At 66.5% G+C, this 23,396-nt stretch carries 19 protein-coding genes; 7 read left to right on the top strand and 12 right to left on the bottom strand.

Features of this window, described 5'->3' with window-relative positions:
- Positions 1–453 carry a 50S ribosomal protein L9 gene (gene rplI / locus QSJ18_RS00980; RefSeq protein WP_286324310.1) on the top strand — a complete coding sequence of 151 codons (453 nt, stop codon included), beginning with the start codon at positions 1–3 and terminating at the stop codon, positions 451–453.
- A 91-nt stretch (positions 454–544) separates the two neighbouring features.
- Here the strand turns inward: rplI and QSJ18_RS00975 are convergent, their stop codons facing one another.
- Positions 545–1,117 carry a hypothetical protein gene (locus QSJ18_RS00975; protein WP_286324458.1) on the bottom strand — a complete coding sequence of 191 codons (573 nt, stop codon included), beginning with the start codon at positions 1,115–1,117 and terminating at the stop codon, positions 545–547.
- A gap of 628 nt (positions 1,118–1,745) precedes the next feature.
- Between QSJ18_RS00975 and dnaB the strand changes: the two genes are divergently transcribed.
- Positions 1,746–3,974: a replicative DNA helicase gene (dnaB, locus tag QSJ18_RS00970; RefSeq protein ID WP_286324309.1), complete on the top strand. Its 2,229-nt coding sequence runs from the start codon at positions 1,746–1,748 to the stop codon at positions 3,972–3,974.
- A 101-nt stretch (positions 3,975–4,075) separates the two neighbouring features.
- On the opposite strand, the gene QSJ18_RS00965 is transcribed toward dnaB, so the two are convergent.
- Positions 4,076–4,987, bottom strand: a complete 912-nt coding sequence (locus tag QSJ18_RS00965; RefSeq protein WP_286324308.1) for a LysR substrate-binding domain-containing protein — start codon at positions 4,985–4,987, stop codon at positions 4,076–4,078.
- Between the two features lie 94 nt (positions 4,988–5,081).
- Here QSJ18_RS00965 and QSJ18_RS00960 point away from each other — a divergent pair, with 94 nt between their 5' ends.
- Genes QSJ18_RS00960 through QSJ18_RS00945 form a run of 4 tightly spaced genes read left to right on the top strand, consistent with a single transcriptional unit; the run spans position 5,082 to position 8,460 of the window.
- Positions 5,082–6,305, top strand: coding sequence for an acetyl-CoA C-acetyltransferase (locus QSJ18_RS00960; protein WP_286324307.1), 1,224 nt, complete (start codon positions 5,082–5,084; stop codon positions 6,303–6,305).
- A complete protein-coding gene (pcaD, locus tag QSJ18_RS00955; RefSeq protein ID WP_286324305.1) occupies positions 6,302–7,075 on the top strand; it encodes a 3-oxoadipate enol-lactonase in 774 nt (257 codons plus the stop codon). Before QSJ18_RS00960 ends, pcaD begins: the two co-directional genes overlap by 4 nt.
- A gap of 60 nt (positions 7,076–7,135) precedes the next feature.
- Positions 7,136–7,831, top strand: a complete 696-nt coding sequence (locus QSJ18_RS00950; protein WP_286324303.1) for a 3-oxoacid CoA-transferase subunit A — start codon at positions 7,136–7,138, stop codon at positions 7,829–7,831.
- Positions 7,831–8,460, top strand: a complete 630-nt coding sequence (locus QSJ18_RS00945; RefSeq protein ID WP_286324301.1) for a 3-oxoacid CoA-transferase subunit B — start codon at positions 7,831–7,833, stop codon at positions 8,458–8,460. Before QSJ18_RS00950 ends, QSJ18_RS00945 begins: the two co-directional genes overlap by 1 nt.
- 188 nt (positions 8,461–8,648) lie before the next feature.
- On the opposite strand, the gene catA is transcribed toward QSJ18_RS00945, so the two are convergent.
- The 7 genes from catA to benA all read right to left on the bottom strand — a co-directional run bounded on the left by catA (position 8,649) and on the right by benA (position 18,631).
- A complete protein-coding gene (gene catA, locus QSJ18_RS00940; protein WP_286324300.1) occupies positions 8,649–9,524 on the bottom strand; it encodes a catechol 1,2-dioxygenase in 876 nt (291 codons plus the stop codon).
- 53 nt (positions 9,525–9,577) lie between these two features.
- Positions 9,578–9,862 carry a muconolactone Delta-isomerase gene (gene catC, locus QSJ18_RS00935; protein ID WP_286324299.1) on the bottom strand — a complete coding sequence of 95 codons (285 nt, stop codon included), beginning with the start codon at positions 9,860–9,862 and terminating at the stop codon, positions 9,578–9,580.
- A gap of 2 nt (positions 9,863–9,864) precedes the next feature.
- Entirely contained in the window at positions 9,865–10,971 is a 1,107-nt protein-coding gene (locus QSJ18_RS00930; protein WP_286324298.1) for a mandelate racemase/muconate lactonizing enzyme family protein, read from the bottom strand.
- Positions 10,972–11,157: 186 nt separating this feature from the next.
- Positions 11,158–13,842 carry a helix-turn-helix transcriptional regulator gene (locus QSJ18_RS00925; protein WP_353507191.1) on the bottom strand — a complete coding sequence of 895 codons (2,685 nt, stop codon included), beginning with the start codon at positions 13,840–13,842 and terminating at the stop codon, positions 11,158–11,160.
- 31 nt (positions 13,843–13,873) lie between these two features.
- The gene (benC, locus tag QSJ18_RS00920) at positions 13,874–16,669 is read right to left on the bottom strand and encodes a benzoate 1,2-dioxygenase electron transfer component BenC (RefSeq protein WP_286324296.1); all 2,796 of its coding nucleotides are present in this window, start codon (positions 16,667–16,669) and stop codon (positions 13,874–13,876) included.
- A gap of 10 nt (positions 16,670–16,679) precedes the next feature.
- Positions 16,680–17,219, bottom strand: coding sequence for a benzoate 1,2-dioxygenase small subunit (gene benB, locus QSJ18_RS00915; RefSeq protein WP_286324295.1), 540 nt, complete (start codon positions 17,217–17,219; stop codon positions 16,680–16,682).
- Between the two features lie 14 nt (positions 17,220–17,233).
- Positions 17,234–18,631, bottom strand: a complete 1,398-nt coding sequence (benA, locus tag QSJ18_RS00910) for a benzoate 1,2-dioxygenase large subunit (RefSeq protein ID WP_286324294.1) — start codon at positions 18,629–18,631, stop codon at positions 17,234–17,236.
- Positions 18,632–18,809: 178 nt separating this feature from the next.
- Here benA and QSJ18_RS00905 point away from each other — a divergent pair, with 178 nt between their 5' ends.
- Positions 18,810–19,724 carry a LysR substrate-binding domain-containing protein gene (locus tag QSJ18_RS00905; protein ID WP_286324293.1) on the top strand — a complete coding sequence of 305 codons (915 nt, stop codon included), beginning with the start codon at positions 18,810–18,812 and terminating at the stop codon, positions 19,722–19,724.
- A 42-nt stretch (positions 19,725–19,766) separates the two neighbouring features.
- Here the strand turns inward: QSJ18_RS00905 and QSJ18_RS00900 are convergent, their stop codons facing one another.
- The 3 genes from QSJ18_RS00900 to QSJ18_RS00890 are packed head-to-tail and all read right to left on the bottom strand — an operon-like array spanning position 19,767 to position 23,220.
- A complete protein-coding gene (locus QSJ18_RS00900) occupies positions 19,767–20,390 on the bottom strand; it encodes a TetR/AcrR family transcriptional regulator (protein WP_286324292.1) in 624 nt (207 codons plus the stop codon).
- A 22-nt stretch (positions 20,391–20,412) separates the two neighbouring features.
- On the bottom strand, positions 20,413–21,663 hold the full coding sequence (locus QSJ18_RS00895) for a hypothetical protein (RefSeq protein WP_286324291.1): 1,251 nt from the start codon (positions 21,661–21,663) through the stop codon (positions 20,413–20,415).
- 3 nt (positions 21,664–21,666) lie between these two features.
- Positions 21,667–23,220 carry an FAD-dependent oxidoreductase gene (locus QSJ18_RS00890; RefSeq protein ID WP_286324290.1) on the bottom strand — a complete coding sequence of 518 codons (1,554 nt, stop codon included), beginning with the start codon at positions 23,218–23,220 and terminating at the stop codon, positions 21,667–21,669.
- Positions 23,221–23,396: the final 176 nt, after the last annotated feature.

Raw genomic sequence — 23,396 nt, 5'->3', positions numbered from 1 at the left:
ATGAAACTCATCCTCACCGCCGCCGTGGAGAACCTCGGCGAAGCAGGCGACACCGTCGAGGTCAAGGACGGCTACGGCCGTAACTTCCTCCTGCCCCGCGGCCTGGCCATCAAGGCCACGCGTGGCGCACAGAAGCAGGTCGACGGCATCCGTCGCGCCCAGGAGGCTCGCGAGGTTCGTGGCGTCGAGCACGCCAACGAGCTGAAGCAGGCCATCGAGGCGCTGTCCAGCGTCTCGCTGGACGTGAAGACCCACGACTCGGGCAAGCTGTTCGGTTCGGTGACCGCCGCTGATGTTGCGGGCGCCATCAAGACCGCAGGCGGACCGGTTGTCGACAAGCGCAACGTCGAGCTGCCGAAGGGCCACATCAAGGCCACCGGTAGCTACCCGGTCGTCGTCAACCTGCACCCGCAGGTGTCGGCCACCGTGCAGCTGGCCGTCGTCGCCAACTGACGTCGCCGCGCGCAACGCACAAACACCGAGATCGGGCCGGGCGGAAGAGATTCCGCCCGGCCCGATCTCTGTGTGTGCGGGTACGGGTCTTCTAGTGTGGGGCAGGCGGATTCGCGGGTAGCTGATTCCAGTACTGCAGCCGAGGCGGGAGATACCGCGGTGCCGGGTTGGGGCTGTGTGCGACGGCGTTGTTGCCGGGTCCCAGCGTGTCCCATGAGGGGAAGAAGAACTTGTGCCAACCGGGGGTGAAGATGAATGCCCGTTCCCCGGTGCGGCAGGCCACGGCACTCGGCCGTGGCACGGTGCAGGTGGTGCCCGCAATCGTGACGCGCTGCCCGACGCGCAGCAGTGGTGGTCGGAAACCGGAACGCGGCGCGAACCGGTAGGTGGTGCCCAGTTGTCCGTTGATGACCCACCACGGCCCCTGCTGGTCGCCGGTGATCGCGGCGCCGATCGCGTTGGCGGGTGCGGTTGCCGGGCGACCCTGGCAGCCGACATAGCGGTAGCGCGGCCCCACCACGCAGTTCCAGCGTCCGGTGGTGAAGTAGGAGGCGCCGTCGTCGGCGTAGGCCAGCGACCGGAACGTCGTGGGTGCCACCGGCTGGTACTGGGTGAGATCGAACTCAACGGGCAGCGGCGGGCCGGCGGGCGCGGCGTCGCTCATCCCGGCCGGGGCTACCGTCAACCCGGCGGCCACCCCGACCGCGGTGAGCAGTCCGGCAACCGAGCGGGTGAGACGGCGCACGATGGTGTGGCGGGAAGACGCTGGGGTCGGCACGTTCGTCATTGCACCACAGGTGCGGGCGGCTGTGGGGCGAACACGAGATCACTGGGACGGTCGCCCAAGTTATCCACAGGTGCTGACCTGGTGTAATCCAGGTCACATGTATTGTTCACTGGAATGTTGTTCACCGGCAGTTGACGAATGCCCGCAACACGCCCGGATCCGACATTCGCAAGACACGCCGAGTGGATCAAAAACTCTGTCTGTGGATACTTTGCACAGCCCCTGACCTGCGAAGACTTATTCCCTCACAGAACAATTCCTCAGTTTGTCCACAGCGCCTACACAATGCCTCCTGCATCATTCACAATCCGTCCACACTCGGTGCACAGATTCATCAACAGGTCGGTTTGAGTAGGGGTGCTCGACCCCCTAATGTCTCGCCTCAGTGCTTCGGTACATGTGTGCACCACGACGGAATGTGGTGCACGTCGGCGGGACGGTTGCTGTCGGTCGCTGGGTGTAAGACCGAGGTGGATTACTACAACTGTTCCGAGAGGTTTGGCGCGTGGCTGTTGTGGACGACCGCGGACATGAGGCCGCGGCGGGACGGGAACGGCCCAACGACGAGCCGCCTGCCGAAGATTACGGGCGGCAGCCGCCGCAAGATCTGGCGGCCGAACAGTCGGTCCTCGGTGGCATGCTGCTGTCCAAGGACGCGATCGCCGACGTCGTCGAGAAACTTCGCAGCAACGACTTCTACCGTCCTTCGCACCAGGCCGTGTACGACGCCATTCTGGAGCTCTACGGCAAAGGTGAGCCTGCCGACGCGGTGACCGTGTCGGCCGAGCTGGATCGGGCCGGGGAACTGCGGCGGATCGGTGGTGCCCCCTATTTGCACACGCTGATCTCGACGGTGCCGACTGCGGCGAACGCCGGGTACTACGCCGAGATCGTCGCCGAGAAGGCGATCCTGCGACGGTTGGTGGAGGCCGGTACCCGCATCGTGCAGTACGGCTATGCCGGCGGTGACGGTCAGGACGTCGCCGAGGTGGTCGACCGCGCGCAGGCTGAGGTGTACAACGTCGCGGAGAACCGCAGCACCGAAGACTATGTGGTGCTCGAGGAACTGCTGCAGCCGACAATGGACGAGATCGACTCGATCGCGTCCCGCGGGGGCATCTCCCTTGGCGTGCCGACCGGGTTCGCCGACCTGGACAAACTGACCAACGGGCTGCACGCCGGGCAGATGATCATCGTCGCCGCTCGCCCGGGTGTCGGTAAGGCGCTCGCCCTCGACACTCCGCTGCCCACGCCGTCGGGCTGGACGACGATGGGTCGGGTTGCGGTCGGTGACGAGCTGATCGACGCGCACGGTCGGCCGACCCGGGTGATCGCCGCGACCGAGGTGATGACCGAACGGCCGTGTTTCGAGGTCGAGTTCAGCGACGGGCACATGATCGTCGCCGATGAGCAGCATCAGTGGACCGTCGACATCGACAATGAGCATCAGGTGGTGACCACCGAGGTGCTGCGCTCGTTCGTCGGCTGCGCGGTGGTGCGCAACACGAAGCCACTCGAGTTGCCGCGCAAGAACTTCGCCTACGGTCCGTACACCGTCGCAGCCCTGGCCGGGATGGCCTTCGATGATCCCGAGATCGCCATGCGCATCGATGCCGAGGGCCCGGTCGACGTGATGACGCTGATGGCCGACCTCGGCGGACGGATCCCATACGAGTATCTGCGCGGCTCGATCGCCCAGCGTCGAGCGCTGCTCGCCGGCCTGCTCGACGCGCGTGCCACCGTCGACGACGACGGCTGGATCACCGTGCCCGCCGCCACCCGTCACATGACCGCGGTCGTCGCCGACCTGGTCGCCGGACTCGGCTACAACTACAAGCGGTCGGCCACCGGCTGGTTGCGCGTCGACGCCGACGACGATGTGTTCACGTTGCACCACAAGGCCATTCGGCACAAGGAATTGCGGGGTGCGGCCGGGGTGCGGCGGGTCGTCGCGGTGCGGCCGGTCGATTCGGTGCCGGTGCGCTGCGTGCAGGTCGACAATGCCGAGCATCTCTACCTGGCTGGCGAGGCGATGGTGCCGACCCACAACTCGACGCTCGCCATGGACTTTCTGCGCTCGTGCTCGATCCACCACGGCATGGCTGCGGCCATGTTCTCGCTGGAAATGAACAAGACCGAGATCGTCATGCGATTGCTCTCGGCCGAGGCGAAGGTGAAGCTCGGCGACATGCGCGCCGGCACCATGAGCGACGACGACTGGACCCGGCTGGCCCGCCGGATGGGTGAGATCTCCGAGGCGCCGCTGTTCATCGACGACTCGCCGAACCTCACCATGATGGAGATCCGCGCCAAAGCTCGCCGCCTGAAACAGCGCAACGACCTCAAACTTGTTGTCGTGGACTATATGCAGCTGATGACGTCGGGTAAGAAGGTCGAATCCCGTCAGCAAGAGGTCTCCGAATTCTCGCGGTCACTCAAGCTGCTCGCGAAGGAACTCGAAGTCCCGGTGATCGCGATCAGCCAGCTCAACCGTGGTCCCGAACAACGTACCGACAAACGCCCGCAGGTGTCGGATCTGCGTGAGTCGGGTTCGCTGGAGCAGGACGCCGACATGGTCATCCTGCTGCACCGCCCCGACTCCATCGAACGCGACGACCCACGCGCCGGCGAAGCCGACATCATCGTCGGCAAACACCGTAACGGCCCGACCGCGACAATCACTGTGGCACACCAACTTCACCTGTCGCGGTTTGTGGATATGGCGCGCGGGTAGTTGGCGTCGGCCGCGGCGAGGGCCGTTCGTCCCCGAGCTTCGGATTCCTCCCCTAAGTGTACCTAGGGGAGGAGCGGAACGTCGGGGAGGAACTTCTTCCCCTACTTTCGGGCGGGTTCGTATGGTGCTGAGGCGATCTCGCGTAGTACCTCGAGTGCGCGGTCGATCATCGGTGACGCGGCGTCGTCGATCCGTCGAGCGGCGTGGAGTTCGATACCCGACGTCGGTGTCGACAGCGGCCGGTAGGTGACGCCGGTGATTCCGATGGCGGCGGTCGGTTCGGGGACGAGTGCCACGCCGAGTCCGGCCGCGACCAACGTGGCGAGCGTCGACGTCTCCTCGACCTCGTGCCGGATGCGCGGCGTGAATCCGGCAACCGAGCACAGCGTCATCAGGACGGTGTTCATCACGGACCGTCCACCACCGGCGTGGGCGATGAAGTCCTCGTCGCGCAGGTTGTGCAGGTCGACCGAGCCGGTTGCCGCGGCCGGGTGTCCGTCGGGGAGCGCCAGGATCAGGTGGTCGGTGCGGATCGGCTCCACCCTGAGGTCAGGTTCCTCGCCCGACATCCGCAACAGCCCGATGTCGATGTCGCCGCTGCGTAGTGCCGCGAGTTGGGCGGGCGCGAGCATCTCCCCGCGAATGCGCACCTCGACGTCGGGGATCCGATCGCGGAGTGCACGGACGAAGGCGGGGAGAACAGAATAGGTCGCCGAACCCACGCAGCCGATGGACAGCCGGCCGGTTCGGCCTTCGGCGACCTGCTGCGCGTGATGCCCGGCGGCGTCCACCGCGTCGAGGATCGCCACGGTGTGTGCCAGATAGTCCGCGCCCGCCGGGGTGAGTTCGACGCGACGCGTGGATCGGGTGAGCAGGGCCACCCCGAGTTCGTCCTCAAGCTGGCGGATCTGCTGTGACAGCGGTGGCTGCGCGATATGCAGGCGGCGGGCGGCCCGACCGAAGTGGAGTTCCTCGGCGACGGCGCGGAAGTAGCGGAGGTGGCGCAGTTCCATCCCAGAAGCCTAACCCAAATTAAGATTCTGTTGATATCAAATACCATGAAATAGGTATTTCTCCATATGGCTCATGGCTCCTACGCTGGGATTCATGGCTGCTTCACCCGAGATCGTCGTCTGCTCCCCGCTCCGCACACCGGTCGGACGGATGGGTGGCGCGCTCGCCTCCCGATCGGCAACCGACCTGGCGACCGGGCTGCTCCGCGAACTCGTCGCCCGGACGGGGCTGTCCGGCGACGATGTCGATGACGTCATCATCGGCCAGGGATATGCGAACGGCGAGAGTCCGGCGATCGGACGGATCGCGGCGCTCGATGCCGGTCTGGGCGAGTCGGTGCCGGGTATGCAACTCGATCGGCGGTGCGGATCGGGTCTGCAGGCCGTGCTGACGGCGGCCGCGACGGTCGCGACGGGCGGCGGAGAGCTGATCGTCGCCGGTGGGGCCGAGTCCATGTCGAACGTCGAACACTATGCGCTCGGACTGCGGACCGGGGTGCGGCAGGGCGGCATCGCGCTGGTCGATCGGCTCGACCGCGCACGGGCCACCGCCGGCGGTGAGACCCATCCGATCGAGGGCGGCATGATCGAGACCGCCGAGAACCTGCGTGCCCGCTACGACATCAGCCGGGAGGCTCAGGACGCTCTCGCGGCCCAGTCGCACGCCCGCGCGGTCGACGCACAGAAGAACGGCCGCTTCGCCGAAGAGCTTGTCGCGGTGACCATTCCGGGCCGCCGCGGCGGACCCGACACCCAGGTCACCGTCGACGAACATCCGCGCATCGACGCCGACGCCGAATCGCTGGCCGGGCTGCGTGCCGTGCGCCGACGCGTCGACCCGGATTCGACCGTGACAGCCGGCAATTCGTCGGGACAGAACGACGGCGCCGCGCTGTGCGTGGTGACCACCGCCGACGGCGCCCAACGGCACGGACTCACACCACTGCTCGCACTGCGGTCCTGGGCGGTGACCGGATGTGCCCCGGAGACAATGGGTATCGGCCCGGTCGGAGCGAGCGCGGCGGCACTGCGACGGGCCGGTCTCACTCTCGACGACATCGACCTGATCGAACTGAACGAGGCCTTCGCCGCGCAGGTGCTGGCGGTCCTCGCGGAGTGGGGAATCGACGCCGGGGACGAGCGGCTCAACCCCAACGGCTCGGGCATCTCACTGGGCCATCCGATCGGCGCGACCGGCGCCCGCATCCTGGCCACCGCGGCCTACGAGGCGCGACGCCGCGATGCCCGGTATGTGCTGGAAACGATGTGCATCGGCGGCGGGCAGGGCCTCGCGGCCATCTTCGAGGCCATCCGATGAGCGCCGTCGAGGTCGACGCCGAGGTGACCGGACGCCCCGACGGCCCAACGGTTCTGCTGTCCAACTCGTTGGGCTCGGATCGCCGGATGTGGGATGCGCAGTTGCCCGAACTCGAGCGGCACTTCCGGGTCATCCGGTACGACACCCGCGGTCACGGACTCTCACCGGTGCCGCCCGCCGGGATGGCGACCATCGACGACCTGGCCGACGATGTGGTCGCGCTGCTCGACCGCCTGGATGTGGCCTCCTGCCACGTCATCGGACTCTCCCTGGGCGGCATGACCGCGATGCGTATCGCCGCCCGCAATCCTGAGCGAGTCCAGCGTCTTGCCCTGCTGTGCACCGGTGCGCAGCTGCCACCGGCCACCGGCTGGACCGAGCGGGCCGCGCTCGTTCGACGCAGTGGTGCCGCAGCGGTCGCCGAGTCCGTCGTCGGCCGCTGGTTCACCGCTGCCTATCTGTCGGCAAACCCGGACCGTCGACGGCATTTCGAGGAGATGGTCGCTGCCACGTCGAGCGAGGGCTATGCGAGTTGTTGCGAGGCCATCGCCGGTATGGACCTGCGCGACCAGTTGGGCGCGATCACGGCGCCGACTCTCGCGGTGGCCGGTGCCGACGATGTCGCGACCCCGCCGAGTCGACTCCAGGAGATCGTCGACCGGATCCCCGACGCCCGGCTGATGGTGGTCGAGAACTCGGCGCATCTCGCCAATGCCGAACAGGCGCAGATCATCACGCCGGCGCTCATCCAACATCTCACCGCGCCGTGACCGACCGCCGCCGACGCGACCGGCACCCGCAGCGGCCGATATGGAAAGAGGTAGCAGCACATGGGTAGCACGACGATCTTCGAGACCCCCGATGACGCGGTCGCCGGCATCGAGGACGGTTCAACCATCCTCGTCGGTGGATTCGGTCTGGCGGGTATGCCGTTCGATCTCATCGACGCACTCATTCGGCAGGGCGCGGACGATCTGACGATCGTGGCGAACAACGCCGGAAACGGCGAGGTCGGCCTGGCCGCGCTACTGGACGCCGGACGGGTCCGCAAGGTCATCTGTTCGTTTCCGCGACAATCCGATTCCTACGTCTTCGACCGGCTCTACCTTGCCGGCGAGGTGGAACTCGAGGTGGTGCCTCAGGGCAATCTCGCCGAGCGGATGCGGGCGGCCGGAGCCGGGATCGGGGCGTTCTTCTGTCCCACCGGTGTCGGCACGTCCCTCGCCGAGGGCAAGGAGACCCGAACCATCGACGGACGTGAGTATGTCCTGGAGTACCCGATCGCGGGTGACTACGCACTGATCAGTGCGCAGACGAGTGACCGGATGGGAAATCTGGTGTACCGCAAGACCGCACGCAACTTCGGTCCGGTCATGGCCACCGCCGCCACCACGACGATCGTCGAGGTGTCCGATGTCGTGCCGACCGGGGACCTCGATCCCGAGTCGGTCATCACCCCGTCGATCTACGTGGATCGGGTGGTCGCCGTCGAAGCCCGCCGCTACACCGTCCAAGGAGCCCGCTGATGAGTCTCACCTCCGACGAACTCGCCGCGCGAATCGCCCGGGACATCCCGGCCGGCGCCTTCGTGAATCTCGGTATCGGCCAACCCACCCGGATCGCCGACCATCTCCCGCCAGACCGTGGCGTCATCCTGCACACCGAGAACGGAATGCTCGGCATGGGCCGCGTCGCCGAGGGCGACGAGATCGACCCCGATCTCACCAACGCGGGCAAAGTACCGGTCACCGAGTTGCCGGGCGCGTCCTACTTTCATCACGCGGACTCCTTCGCGATGATGCGGGGCGGACATCTCGACGTCTGCGTGCTCGGTGCGTTCCAGGTGTCGGCGACCGGAGATCTGGCGAACTGGCACACCGGCAAACCCGACGCGATCCCGGCGGTCGGCGGTGCCATGGATCTGGCGATCGGCGCCAAGGACGTCTACGTGATGATGAACCTCTTCGCGAAGGACGGCAGCCCCAAACTTGTGCCATCGTGCACATACCCGCTGACGGGTGTCGGCTGCGTGAGTCGCATCTACACCGATGTCGCAGTGTTCGAGACGACCCCCGGCGGGGTGTTCGTGCGCGAGACCTTCGGGGTCGACATCGATGACCTGCGCGCTCGACTGGATGTGCAGCTGCACGACTGACCGGCATCGGCCACCTGCCCGCCCACCGGATCCCGGTGGGCGGGCATTCATGTGGCGGGTCCCTCGGGATTCGAGGCCCTTCGCTGGCGGATCGGGGACGGGTACTGATCGTGCACCGCGCATGCGAAAACCGTTGGGACCGGCGATCTGGCGGATCACCGGTCCCAACGGGTCTGGGGTGGTTTCGCTCAGGACTCCGGGTCGAGGACGAAGTCGTAGTCGACCCGCACGCCCTCGCCGTCGGGGTTCGGCTGGGGATCGAGCAGCAACTCCGGCTTGACGGCCGAGGCGATGTCGTCGTTGTTGTGCGGATCGCCGGGGAAGTAGAGCTGCGTGGTGATGAGCTCGTAGCCGGGTGCGCTGACCTTGAAGTGCATATGCGCGGGACGCCACGCGTGCCAGCCGGCCGCCTCGATGAGCTGACCGCAGGCACCGTCGGTCGGGATCTGATAGGGGGCGGGCCGCAGGGTGTGGATCTCGAAGCGACCATCCTCATTCGTGACCCAGGTGCCGCGCAGATTCCATTCGGGCAGGCCCGGGGCGAATTGCGAGTAGAAGCCGAGATCGTCGGCATGCCACAGCTCGACCTTCGCGCCGACCAGCGGGGTTCCGTCGACCGCACGGGTCTGCCCGGCGAACAGCAGCGGCGTGCCGGGCTCGTCGTCGCGCATCGGAATCGTGCCGTTCCAACCCAGTTCGGGTGATCCGCCGAGGTAATAGGGCCCCTCGATGGTGCCCTTGCTCCCCTTTCGATGGGCATTGGCGACCTCTTCCACCGAGTGTTCCAGCCACACATCGAGGAACAGCGGCCATTCCCCATCCTCGCCGACCTTGATCAGCCAGGTCTTCAGTGCGTTGTACTCCTCGTAGGTGACCTTCTCCTCGACGATCATGTCGTTGATCGTCTTGACGACCTTGGAGGCCAGGTGGTCGACCCGCGCGGTGTCGATGGCTCCGGAGCGGGCTGCGGCAGCCGCCATACGCTCCTGGAAGCGGGCCGATGCGTTGGCGCCGGATTCGGCGGCCTTGGCGGTCACCTCGGTGTCGAAGCTGATGTCGGTCATGGGGAACTCCTTCTTGTGGTTCATGATTGGGCTGATGCTCGGGTGCGGGACGATCAGCCCGCGGCGATATCCGATGGATGGGTGGCCAGCGGGGTCACCGCGATGGTCATGTAGGGGAACAGGGGTAGGCCGGACAGGATCCGGTGCAGTTCGTCGTTGTCGGCGACGTCGAAGATCGAATAGTTGGAGTACTCGCCGACGATCCGCCAGATATGCGGCCAGGCGCCGGCGCGTTGTAGATCCTGTGAGTACGCCTTCTCGCGGGCGATGATCTCTGCGCGGGTGTCGGGGTCGAGGTCGTGGGGGATGTGGACATCCATGCGAACGTGGAACAGCATGATCAGCTCCGGTCGAGTCGGTAGTGGGTCAACTTGTCGTCGTCGATCTCGAACCCGATGCCTGCGCGGGCGCTGGTGTGCAGCCGACCGTCGCGGATCTGCAGCGGTTCGGTGAGCAGGTCGTCGCTCATATCCAGGAAGTTGGACAGTTCGCCGGCGTACCGGGAGGTCGCGGCGAAGGCTGAGCCGAAGGCGAGGGCGCACGCCGTACCGACCTGGCCGTCGATCTGATTGCCGATCACCACTTCGAGTCCGAGGCCTTCGGCCAGGTGGTGGACCCGTCGGGAGGTGCTGAACCCGGTTCGGGCGGTCTTGATGCTGACCGCCGTCATCGCCCCGGCCAGGCTTTCGCGGGTGACGTCGGCGGGGGTCGGCACCGACTCGTCGGCGATGAAGGGCACGTTGAGCTTGCTGACCAGCCATCGCCGACCCAGCACATCGTCGGCGGGGCACAGTTCCTCCGCGAAGAGCAGCCCGAGGTCGGCCATCTCTGCCATGGCGCGCGCGGATTCCGACGCGGTCCAGCCGCGGTTGCCGTCGACATACAGGTCGATCTGGTCGCCGAAACGGTCGCGGAGGGCACGCACTACCGCGGTGTCCAGATTCATCGGTCGGCGCCCGACCTTCACCTTGAAGGTGGTGATGCCGTAGGTGTCGACCATCTTCTCGGCTTCGGCGACCATGGTGGCCGGGTCGTCGAAGCCGAGCATGTGGCTGACCCGCATGTGGTCGGTGTACCCGCCGAGGAGTTCGGCGACCGGCTGTCCGAGCGACTGCCCCAGCGCATCCCAGATCGCCATGTCGACGGCGGCTTTCGCGGTCGGGTTGCCGATGGTCCGATTCAGTCGGGAGGTGACGACCTCGCGTTCGAGCAGGGTCAGTCCGACGATCGCGGGGGTGAAGATCTGCTCGATCACCGCGACGATCCCGTCCTGGGTCTCGCCGTAGGTGAACGGGCGGGGCGGTGCCTCCGCGACCCCGACCACACCGTCGTCGGTGTGGACGCGGACCAGCACATGCTCGGCGACATGCACCTCACCCGACGCGAACCGCAATGGTTTGCGGTACGGGATGGCGAAGGGGATCGCCTCGATCGCGGTGATCTTCATTGTGTTCTCCACGGATGTACGGCTGGTGCTGTGATCGGCACCACGTCTGACATCCACGGTAAGACTGTGATACATACAAGACAAGGACTTGATATGCCACTATTAGTAACCGCTGTTTATTAAAGTACTCCCAGGTCAGGGCTAGCAATTACCCGATGTGCCACGCGGTGCCGAGGGCGGTGCAGGTCAGGCGCGACGGGCGATGAGTTCCGCGCGGGACCGGAGCCCGAGCTTCGCGTAGATACGCGTGAGGTGGTACTGGACAGTCTTGGGTGAGATGTACAGTTCGGCGGCGGCGTCGCGGTTGGACATCCCACGCACCACCAGTGCGGTGACCGCCTCCTCCTGTGCGGTCAGCTCCACGTCGTCGCGGTGGCCGCGCGGTGCGGAGACACCGCCGGCCTTGAGCTCGCGCTCGCACCGCGCGACGTAGGTCGTCGCCCCCAGCGAGACGAAGAGGTCACGCGCGACGGCGATCACGTGGTCGGCATCGCGCCGCTTGCCGGCTCGGCGAAGCGTCTGACCGTAGGTGAAGTTGGTGCGCGCGAGGTCATATCGGTTCGGCGATTCGTCGAGGAGTTCAACCGCTGTTTCGAAAGCCTGTCGTGCTCGGTCGATGTCGCCGGCGGCGCCGAGTAGTCGTCCGCGTACGGCACCGAGCCTGGCGCGGGCGGACCGATGGCCACGGGCGGTCGCCACCTCCTCATGTGGTTGCAACAGATTGTCGGCGTCGTCGAGCCGCCCGTGGATCACCAGGGCGTTGGCCAGGACGTCGACCCAGGGCCAGAGGCCGGGTTCGGTCAGCGCCGGGGTGCGCTGCGCCAGCCGCACCAACGGGCTGAGACTGTGGATCACGGCGGCGTAGTCGGCGGTCGCCTCGGCCAGGTGCGCCTTCGCCAGGAGCGCCGGGATGCGCATGATCTCGTAGTCCGTACCGGGGCCGATGTCGTGGACCGTCTGGCCGGCAAGGTCCCAGTCGCCGCGCAGCGAGAAGATCTGGGTCAGGGTCCACCGCAGCAGAGGGCTGACCAACTGGATGCCACTGGTCCCGGCGAGGTCGACGCCCTCGCGCGCTGCCCGCAGGGCGGCATCCCAGTCGCCGGTGAGGAAGTATGTGCGCGCCAGCCATGCCAACGCCCACAGGGTGATTCGGTCCGAACCCCCGAGTGCGGCCATCGACACCGCGGTTTCGAGGCTGCTCCGCGCCGCGTCCAGATCGTCGCTGCCCAACTCGAGCCACCCACGCCCCATCGCCACCCGCTGTGCCTGGGCGCCGTGCCGGACGGTGGCGGCCAGGTCCAGATAGCCGGCCATCGCCTCGGTCGGCCTGCCCGACCAGGCCATGCCGAGTCCCCGGATGACCGCGGCCTCGACGCCGGTTGGGGACTGTGCTCCGGCGAATTGCGATGCCAGATCGGCCCATTCGACCAGAACGTCGCCCTGACATCGGGCCAGCGAATCGAGTACTCGTCGTTGTGCGATCACCGCGGCCGTCTCGGGGTCGCGGGTGGCGTTGACGATATCCCACGCCCGGGTCAGTCGTACGTCGGCTTCGGCGCCCCGTCCGCGCAGGATGGCGAGATAGGCCAGCGTGGCGTCGCGCAGCGGGGTTTCGCGCAGACTCTCGATGGCCGGGATCAACGCGCCGGCACCCGCACAGTCACCGGCGGCCAGCAGGGCGTCGACGGCGCGGGTCAGGCGTTCGTCGTGGAGCAGTGGCTGCTCGGTCAGCCGGGCCGCCTGTCGAAAGAGCTGCGCGGCATCGCCCCACGCTCCGTCGGCGGCTCGGGCCTGGGCGAGTTGCGCCACGCGCTCGGCGAGTTCGGGGTCGGTCCGCGGCGCCGCGGCCACCAGATGGCGCAGCTTCCGGACCGGGTCGGTGACCAATTCGGCGGCGGTGCGGTGGGCGGCCCCGGCCGCCGCCAATCCCATCAGGCTCACGATCGCCGCGCGGACCATCGGGCTGCGCAGGGTGGGCCGGAAGTCCGCGGGCGCCAGATCTGTTGCGGGGGTGAGCAACCCTGTTGCGAGCGCCTCGTCCGCGGCATGCAGGTGATCGGCGACGCCGGCCAGTTCGGCCGTCACCGCGAAACCGTCTGCGGGGTCGAGGATTGCGGCGGCCTCGATGAGTGCCCGACCGTCGGGTCCGCATGAACTCAGTTGGTGCAGCACCATCGCCCGCACGTAGGCCGGTGCGGGGAGGTCGGCGTCGTGACGAGACCACACCGTGGACGGAACCTCGGTGAGCAGGGCCGTCACCGCCCGCGGATTGCCACCCGTGTGCACGTGCAGACGTTCGGCCACCGCGGGATGCAAGGGGATCCCCCGGGTCCGCGCGAGCTGCCCGATCGCGGCTGCCGTCAACCCCGGCAACGCGATCTCGCCGACCCGGATGCTTCCGACGCCGGTCTGTACGCCGAGATCGGTCAGGCGACCGGTCGGCACGGTCAGCACCAAGGTCACCGGCGCCGCTCGGTGGCGGTCGGCGATGTCGATGAGGGTCTCCACGGACGCGGAGTCGGCGCGGTGGGCGTCGTCGACGACGATCAGCAGCGGTCGATCGGTCATCCACCGCCGGTGCAGGTCGTCGGCGAGGGCGCCGACCTCGCCGGGCTCGCATTGCAGCAGTTGAGCGAGTATCGCGCCGGGAGTTCGGGCATCCCATTCCTGGGCGTGCGCATACGCCACCTGCGGGTCCTCGACGCGCAACCGGTAGTCCGCGACCATCTGTCCGAGGAACGTCGTCCGGCCGATCCCGGGCTCGCCGGTGACGGCGAAGATTCGCACACCGTCGTCGGCGCTGCGATCCACCTCGGCGGCCACGGCGGCGAGCGTCTCCTCGCGGCCGACGCATTCGCCCACGTGGATCATGGGTTCCATCGTAGGCCGCTCGATGCCCCGATCAGCCGAGGTCGCCACCGGCCACCGGCAGTACGGTGCCGGTGATGTAGGAGGCCTCGTCGGAGGCGAGGAAGCAGATCGCCGACGCCTGTTCGTCGAGGGTGCCGTACCGCTTCATCAGCGACGATTCGATGGTCTGGTCGATATGCGCCTGGAACCACGAACGTTCGATGTCGGTCTCCGCTTGCGGGGTCCCACGTGAGATGCGGCGAGGCGGGGCGTCGGTGCCGCCGGGGGCGGTGGCGACGACTCGGATGCCGGCGTCTGCGTATTCGACCGCCAGCGAGGCGGTGATGGCGTTGATCCCGCCCTTGGCCGCGGAGTAGGGAATGCGGTGTATGCCGCGGGTCGCGGCGGAGGAGACGTTCACGATCACCCCGTGTCCGCGCTCGACCATGCCGGGAAGCACCGCCCGGCAGGTGTAGAGCGTCGTCAACAGGGAGCGATCGAGTTCGGCGCGGATCTCCGCATCGGAGAATTCGATGAACGGCTTGAAGTTGATCGCGCCGCCGACGTTGTTGATCAGCACGTCGACCCGGCCGAACTCGGCCACGGCTCGCCGAGCGACGGCGTCGGCCCCGTCGTAGTGTTCGAGGTCGGCGGTCACCGCGATCGCCTCACCGGTCGCGCCCAGTTCGTCGCGCAGTTCGCTCACCAGATCGGAGCGGTCGACCAGGACGAGTCGACCGCCTTCTGCGGCGATGCGCCGTGCGGTCTGGGCGCCGATACCCTGCGCCGCGCCGGTGACGACGACGACCTGGCAGGCGAATCGTCCGGGTGTGATGAATCGTGGTCGGTGCGAGGAGATCTCGTCCGACATGGCCCGGCGCATGGTCTGTTTCGACCGTTCGCCGTGCGCGGCGATCAACTCGCGGGCGGCGACCCGATCACCGGATTCGAAGGCCGCGACGATATCGACGTGATCCTGCGCGCACAGCGGATGGCACCACGTCGCGTGACGGAGGACGTCGCTCATGCGGCCCTTCACACCTAATGCCCGATAGGCCTCCAGCAGGTGCGGATTGCCGGTCTGGACGAACAGGTAGTCGTGGAAGGCGGCGTTGGTCTCGGTGTACTGCTCGGCGTCGACGAAAGTCTCGCCGGACACGTAGGGGACGGTGGATTCGGCGAGAAGTCGGTATCCCGCAAGCTGCCTGCTCGTCATCCGGCCCAAAGTCAGTTCCAGCGCGCCGAGTTCGAGTGCGGCGCGCGCCTCGAACAGCGCATCCGATTCGTGGATCGCCGGATGTTCCTCGCCGATCACGTAGCCCTGCGACCCCACCACACTGTCGGTGTCCTCGACAGCGGGGGCGACCTCGGCGGCGGCCACCAGCGGATTGAGCTGTCGTGCGCCGAAGATCTCCTGTCCGGCGACGGTCCGCCCGGCCCCCGCGGGCAAGTCGGTGTCCTCGTCGAGTGTGCTGGAGGAGGTGCCTGCCGACGGCCAGATCGCCTGTCCCGCGACCTGGAGCTTGGACTCGTCGTCGCCGGTGGCCGCCCGTGAGCCCGTCCAGTCGTCGAACTGCTTGCGGGGCAGCATGTTCTGTCCGGAAACCGACCGGGCATCCGGCGTCAGGAGTAGCTCGGGCGCGCTGGATCCGATCGCAGCCGAGTCGATCTTGATCGTGTTGGCGACGTCGTGCCGGGCCGCCTCGGTGTCGGTGTCGGCTTCGACCGTCGTCACCGCGGGTGTCGTATCGGCGGCCGGTGCCTTCGGTGCGGTGGCGAGCGCGAACTTCTCGTAGTAGAAGCCCGTCGGTTCGACACCGGTGTCGGCCAGGTGACCCCGAACCGATTCGACCATCGGGGGCGGGCCGCACAGGTAGATCGCGACATCTCCCCCGTAGAGGTGTTCGGCGGCCATCAGGCTGGTCACGTAGCCCTTGTTGGCGGCCGTACTGGCAGGGTCGGAAACGCAATGGTCCCAGGTGAAATGCGGGAGATCGGCAGCGATGGAGTCGATCTCGTCGACGGCGACCAGATCGATATCGCTGGAGACGCCGTAGATCAGGTGGACCGCGCGTTCGCTGCCATTCGAGCGCAGGGTGCGCAGCATCGACAACACCGGTGCGAGACCGGTACCGCCGGCGAGCATGAGGACCGGTCGCGAAGACTCGCGCAGGAAGAAGGAGCCGTGCGGACCGGTGAACGTGAGGGCGTCGCCGACCGCAGCGCGGTCGGTCAGATAGGTCGACATCGCGCCGCCGGGGCTCAGCTTCATCAAGAAGGTCAGCCGCGGATCGTCGGGGTCGTTGGAGAACGAGTACGACCGAGTGGCCGGCGCGCCATCGGGACCGGTGGCGCCGGGAACGGTGATGTTGACATACTGGCCGGGCAGGAAGGCGAGCTCGTCCCGGTTGGGGATGTGGACGGCGATGCGGACCGTGGACGCGGACAGCCGTTCCAGCTCGACGAGTTCTCCACTGAAGGTGGCGGCCTGCGTCTTGGCGATATCCGACGTTGCCGGGATTTGCAGGACGAGGTCCGAGCGCGGCTTCATCGAGCAGGGCAGCACATATCCGTCGTCGGCCTCGGCAGGCGACAGGGCATCGTCGATATAGGTCCCGCCATCGTAATCACCGGACTCGCACAACGACTTACACGTTCCGCACGCGCCGTCGCGGCAGTCGAGCGGAATGTTGATCCGCTGCCGGTAGGAGGCGTCGGCGACCGTCTGGTCCGCGCGACAGGTGATGAAGCGGGTGACCCCGTCTTCGAAACCCAGTGCGACGCGGAAGGTTGCGGGATCATCCTTCGGCGACGAGGTCGGGGCGCGACGATCAGTGGTGGCAGTCATTGGGAAGTCCTCAGAAGTGGTAGACGTCGACCACGTGGTGGATGTAGTCGTTCTTCAGCACGATGGTCTTGCGGCGGATGAGGGGCTGCTCGCCGGAGAAGTCGATCGTGTAGAACGAGGTGCCGTAATACGGATCCACCGTCTTGTAGCGGAAATACATGGTGTGCCAGTTGAATCGGACGTCGACGATATCTCCGCGCCGCTCGATCACCTCGACGTTGCTGATGTTGTGGCTCGTCCGGGGTTCCGGGAGGGACGTTGCCGACGATCGTTCGGTCCGGATGCGGAACACCCGGTCCTCCAGACCACCCTTGTTGGCGTAGTAGATCAGGGAGATGTCGCGTTGGGGATTCTCGACGAGGCGATCGTCGTCATCCCAGGAGGGCATCCAGTACTCGACGTCGTCGGCGTAACAGTCGAGCCACTTCTCGAACTCACGATCGTCGAGGTAGCGAGCTTCGCGATAGAGGAACTGCTCGATGGTGTTCTGGCTGATCAGCTTGGTGCCCGAATCGACCGGGGAAGACGGGTTGGGCTGGGTGGTGGTCATGTTCTCAACTTCCGTCAGAGTGCCTTGGCGGCAACGGATTCCTCGGCTTCGAGGGCCCGATGCATGGTTTGCAGCCAGTAGCCGTGCTGGACCGGGTACAGACCCTCGTCCTCGTTCTTGACGCCCGCGGAGATCACCCCGGGCATGTCCAGGGCTTCGGCGACCTCATCGGGTCCGGTCAGCCAGTGCTGCGCGCCGCGACTCATGTCGTTCCACGGTGCGGCCGTGGCGCGGAAGGTGAGCTGGCAGGACCGGAACTCCTCCAGGTCGTCGGGGGTCGCCATACCGGAGGCATTGAAGAAGTCCTCGTACTGGCGGATGCGGTGGGTTCGCGCGGCGTCGCTTTCACCCTTGGGTGCGATGCAATAGATGGTGACCTCGGTCTGGTCCGGTGCGATCGGCCGGAAGTGCCGGATCTGCGTGGAGAACTGATCCATGAGGTAGACGTTGGGGTAGAGGCACAGATTGCGGGAGCCCTTGACCATGAACTCGCCCTTGGCGTCCCCGAACTTCTCCTTGAGTTCGTCCATCTTGTCCCACAGCGGCCGGTCCTCGGGGTTGGCCGCCCAGGTCCACAGGCACAGATGGCCGTTCGGGTAGGACCAGTAACCACCGCCGGATTTGCCCCAGCCGCCGGCGTCGAGGGCCTTCGTGTCGTTCTTCGACTCCCCGGTGTTGCGGCGGGACGTCGTCGCGGCGTAGTTCCAGTGCGTGGCGGTGACGTGGTAGCCGTCGGCACCGTTCTCCGCCTGCACCTTCCAATTGCCGTCGTAGGTGTATGTCGAGGAACCGCGGAGGACCTCGAGTCCGTCGGGGGATTGGTCGACGAGCATGTCGATGATCTTGGTGGTGTCGCCGAGGTGGTCGGCGAGATCGACGACGTCGGGATTGAGGCTGCCGAACAGGAAACCGCGGTAGTTCTCGAAGCGGGCGACCTTGGTCAGGTTGTGCGAGCCGTCCACGTCGAAGCTGTCGGGATAGCCTGCGCCGTCGGGGTCCTTGACCTTGAGCAGGGTGCCGTCATTGCGAAAGGTCCAGCCGTGGAACGGGCATGTCAGGGTGGTGCGATTATCGGTCTTGCGACGGCAGATCATCGCACCCCGGTGGGCGCACGCGTTGATCAGGCAGTGCATCTCGCCGGTCTTGTCGCGGGTGATGACCACCGGCTGGCGCCCGATGTAGGTGGTGAAGTAGTCACCGGGTTCGGCTAGCTGACTCTCATGCGCGAGGTAGATCCAGTTGCCCTCGAAGATGTGTTTCATCTCCAGTTCGAAGATCTCCTCGTCGGTGAAGATTCGCCGGTTCGCGCGGTAGACGCCGCTCGCGGCGTCATCGATCACCGCGTCCGCGAGTACGGATGCCACATGGCCGATGTTCGTCGACAGTGGAACTTCGGGAACGGTTGCAGTCATGAAAGTCCTCCTGTGAGCTGTTTCTGTCACCCTGCCACTGAGTGGCGTGAGTCACACCAGGCTGTTTGCTAGTCCTGGGCCGGGCATCGATTGATCGATGTTCGCGATTAGTTGCCGGCCAAGCATGTATGAAGTCGTATATTTGGAGAGGTCGAGCCGCTGGGGCGAAGGGGTGTCCGTGGAACTACGTCATCTGCGCTACTTCGCGGCGGTCGCCGATACCTGCCACTTCGGCCAGGCCGCGGCCACCCTGCACGTCGCGCAGCCTGCCCTGTCCTATGCGATCCGCCAGCTCGAATCCGAACTGGGCGTCGAACTGTTCACCCGCACCACCCGCCGCGTCGCGTTGACGGTCGCCGGTGAATATCTACAGGGCGAGGCACGTCGAATCCTGGACGGGGTCGACGACGCGATGCACGGTGTGCGGCGTATCGCGGAAGGACGCAGCGGACTGGTGCGGGTGGGGCTCACCGGTACGGCCGCCTTCTCTCATCTCCCGGTGATGGCACGTGCGGTGAAGAGGGAACTGCCCGACGTCGCATTGCAGATCGAGGCCGACATGCTCACGCCTGCGCAGTGCGACGGGTTGCGCGCGGGGACCCTCGACCTCGGTCTGCTCCGTCCGCCCGCGGTGGGTGACGACATCGAGGTCCGGATCGTCGAGCAGGAACGGCTGGCTCTGGTGGTGTCGGCGGATCACCGGCTGGCGGTGGAGCCGGTGGTGTCGATGGCCGACCTGCGATCAGAACCGTTCGTCATGTACGAAAACCGCGAGTCCGCTGTCAACGAGGCGGTGATCCGGAGCTGTCGTGCGGCGGGGTTCGCCCCTCGGCGTGACCATGAGGCGCCGGGAACCGCAGTGCTGCTGGCCCTGGTCACCGCCGGCCTCGGGATCGCGGTGGTACCTTCCTCGGTTCGCGCATTGCCGTTGCAGGGCATGGTGATACGCGATCTCGCCGACGCCGGCACGATCGATCTCGCACTCGCCCGACGCGCCGCCGACGACAACCCGGTACTCGCCGCGGTGATCGGAGTCGTCGAAGCGGCGTTCGCCGCCTCGGTGCTGGGGCCCGACGTCGGGACTGCTACGTGACCGCGACGAGCGTCGCCGCAACGACCGGGATCTTGGTGAGTATCACTGTGTTCGGATATCGATGTGCTCCGCGAACATCGCCGGCGGGCACACCCATCGGCGGATGAAGTTGCGCAGGTCGTCGTCGGATCGCGGTGGGTTGGCTGGGTATTGCAGCAAACTGAGCCACACGCGCATGACCATCTCGGCCAGGCCGGGCATGGCAGCGTCGTCGAAACCGGCTGCCTCCCAGTCGACGTCGAGTCGGCGCAGCATCTGGACACCGAGCTCGACGGCGCTGGCCGTGGTCGCCTCACGGGTGAAGAGATCGGTCTGACCGGCCCGGACCATCAACCCGATCGCCGGTTCTTCGGGCAGCACCCGCAGGCAATACATGATCGTTTCGGTGATCGCGTCCTGCGGGGTGTGGACATCGGCGAGGTCGGCACTCATCCGATCGAGGAAGTCCGCGGCACCGGCACTGGCGACCGCCACCAGCATCTCGTCCACCGACGAGTAATAGTTGTAGATGGTCTGCCTGGTCACACCGAGTTCGGTGGCAACATCGGCGAGCCGGGTCTTCTGCGCGCCGTAGCGTTCGACGCAGCTCGCCGCGGCGCGCAGAATCCTGGCTCTCGCCTCGTCAGAGTCCTTGGGCGGGTTTCCTTGCCACCCACGAGTCCTCATGCGCTCATGCTGCCATACCGGTTCAGCCCGCCACGTCGCGTGCCAGGCTTTTCGGATCGGGTGCATCGGTCCGGGTGGTTTGGCGTCCGCGCAGGATCGCCACCACCAGCACACCCGTCGCCACGACGAAGCACACGATCACATAGGGGAGGCTGCCGGTCGGTGTGTTGTCGGCGGTCACGCCGTCCTGTGCGGCGAAGAAGTCCGGCAGCGCGGTGAGCCACAGCACCAGGTGCACGACCAGGAACAACGGCGGGAACACCACCAGGAACGGCCGCGCGCTACGGGCGTCGGTCACCCCGATCTCCGGGTGCGTACGCAGCCGACGCCATTGCTGATAGAGCAGTACCAGCCCGATTGCCCAAACAGCCAGCATCTCGATCCAGTAGACGACGGTCTGCGCATCCTGATTCGCGTTCTCGTCGCGCCCGAACACCGCGGTCGGGATGGACAGTACCGGCATGCTGATCACGGCCACGACGCCGGCGACGACGATCCGCCACACCAGCGACCAGCCGCGCGGGCGCTGCCCCTGCGCGGTGGGGTTGTGCACGAGCCGCACCGCGAGGTAGATCAGCACCGCGAAGGATACGGTCGCGAACAGCCACACGCTGCCCCAGGGGACCGACGCGAGTGTCGGCACCGCTGCCGGGTTGCCGAGAGCGTCGACCTGGGCGCCCTGTTCCCGGAGCTCTCGGACGGTGTCGGCGTAGAACGGCGCATCGATGTTCCAGGCCCACCACTTCAGCTGGGGGCCCAGCTGGTCGAAGATCTCGTAGAACACCTGGAACACGAGGGCGACGACGAGCGCGCCGCGCAGGGCCGAGCGTTTCGACCCGTCGAAGAAGCCCCATGCACGTACGATCTCGTAGGCCAACGCACTCAGTGCCGGATAGAACGCCACGATGTACAACGGCAGGCGATCGAACATGAGGTTCACCGTGAAGACGTTGTGGGAGAACATGAATCCCATCGCCTCTTCGGCGTGGAACCAGTTCGGGAAGTACAACGGCGGTTCGATCACGAACAGGTAGACCAGCGAACCGATCCAGATCGCCAGATTCGTCGGGTCACCCTCGCGGCGCAGGCGCCGGATCGCGTGCAGCAATGCCAGCACCGCGCCAACGATGATGGTCAGTTCCAGCACCGGTAGCGTCCAGTTCGCGAGGTCCGCCGGATTGCGGACGGTGACAAACGGATTGGCGCCCTCGCAGTCGAAGCCGAGATAGCTGGTGATGATGGACGGGACGTCGCCCGGAGTGCAGACCGCCATGTCCTAACCCCGCGCCGCGACCGACACGGTCGCGAACTCTTCTTGAGCCGTGCCGCGTGGGATGGCGAGTGCCTGACCTGCCGGATGTCGCTCGCCGTCGCGCCAGATGTCCGACGGCGGATCCTGGCGGAGGTCGGAGCCCAGCGGAAGCTTCGTCCGGTTCGTCGCGCGTTTGACGGCATGCCAGGCCAGGCCGGCGAGCACCCGTGGGCTCTTCACCATCGTCGTCACCGATTCGTCCAGGTTGAAGACGTCGGCGAAATGCTGGGCGACGACCGCATCCTCGCGCGTCGTGGCCGAAATATGGTTGAACAGAGGCCAACTCACGCGGTTGGCGAGCCGCTGCCGCCATCGGGGTGCGATGTCGGTGCCCTCGGCGTTCTCGTATCCCTGGTCGCGGGCCAGCGCAAGGGTCCAGATATCGTCGAGCAGCTGGCGCTGGGAGGCGAAGTAGTCCTTGCTGAACGTGCTGTCGACGTTGGTCGCGGTGGATAGTTTGTCGCGCAGCAGCACAGCGCATTTCGACGCCGAACTCATCCCCTGGGCGTAGAAGGGATTGAAACCGCACACGGCGTCGCCGACTACGACGAGTCCGCCGGGCGGATTCTCCAACGTGTCATAACGACGACGCCGGTTACCCGTCGACTTGGTGACGAACACCTGCGAGATCGGCTCGCACAGCTCGACCGCGCGGCCGAAGGCCGGGGCACGCACCTTGTGGACCGTCTCGATGAACTCGTCTTCCTTGCGGGGCATGGGATGTCCCCACGACCCCATGGTGACCAGCACGCGATCGCCCTCGATCGGGAAGATCTGGCACAGAAAGTCATGCTCGATGGGGTGCGGACCGGTATCGGCGGTTGGCATCACCGACATCTGCGCCCACCACCAGCTGTCCGGCAACTCAGCCGGCTTCTGGAACCACTGCGACACATAGGTGACGCCCGCATCCAGGGACTGAACCGGCGCTTGCGGCCATCCCGCCGCGACCAACCAGTCCGACACCGCCGAACCGCGGCCGAGGGTGTCGACGACGAGGTCGGCCTCGATCAACTGCTTCTCGCGGCCACCGTCGAGGCCGACCGCCCACACTCCGGTGACGCGCCCATCAGGCCGACCGCCATCGGCGCATTCCAGGCCTGCGACGGTGACCGCCTCTTCCACACGGACATTGGGAACCTGCGCCAGCTTCTGGCGCAGGGTGCGCTCGATGAGCAGTCGCGATGCGTAGACCATCGTCATCGGTGCCTCTTTGCGCGGTACCCACACCGAGCCCTCGCAGTGGGCTGCGGCCAGGGACGGCATCATGTGCAGCGCTCCGGCGTCGATGAGGGACTCCTCGTACCCCGGAAAGAGCTCGCCCATCGCGCGGCGGCCGGAATTGAGCAGAAAGTGCGGGTGCTTGCTCTGGGGGACACCACGGCGGTGCTCGGCGTCGTCCGGGATGATGTCGCGTTCCAGTACGAGGACTTCGTCGAAGAAGTCGGCCACCGCGCCGGCGGCGCACATGCCCGCGACGCTGCCGCCCAAGATGATCGCTCGTTTACCCAGTGACATCGAACCGCCCTCTACGTCATACAGTTTTTGGATGATGTCTAACCGTAAAATATGGCCTGGATCACGTCAATGGCTCGACGGTCAGCGTTTGTATTGCGTGGGTGAGGGCTCTTCGTCCCCGAGTTTCGCGTTCGTCCCCGGGATGTAACTGGGGGAGGAAGGCAAACGTCGGGGAG

This window comes from Gordonia heveisoli (assembly GCF_030315745.1).
In the GTDB taxonomy this organism is placed as follows: Bacteria; Actinomycetota; Actinomycetes; order Mycobacteriales; family Mycobacteriaceae; genus Gordonia.
This window is presented reverse-complemented; position numbering and strand designations above follow the sequence as displayed.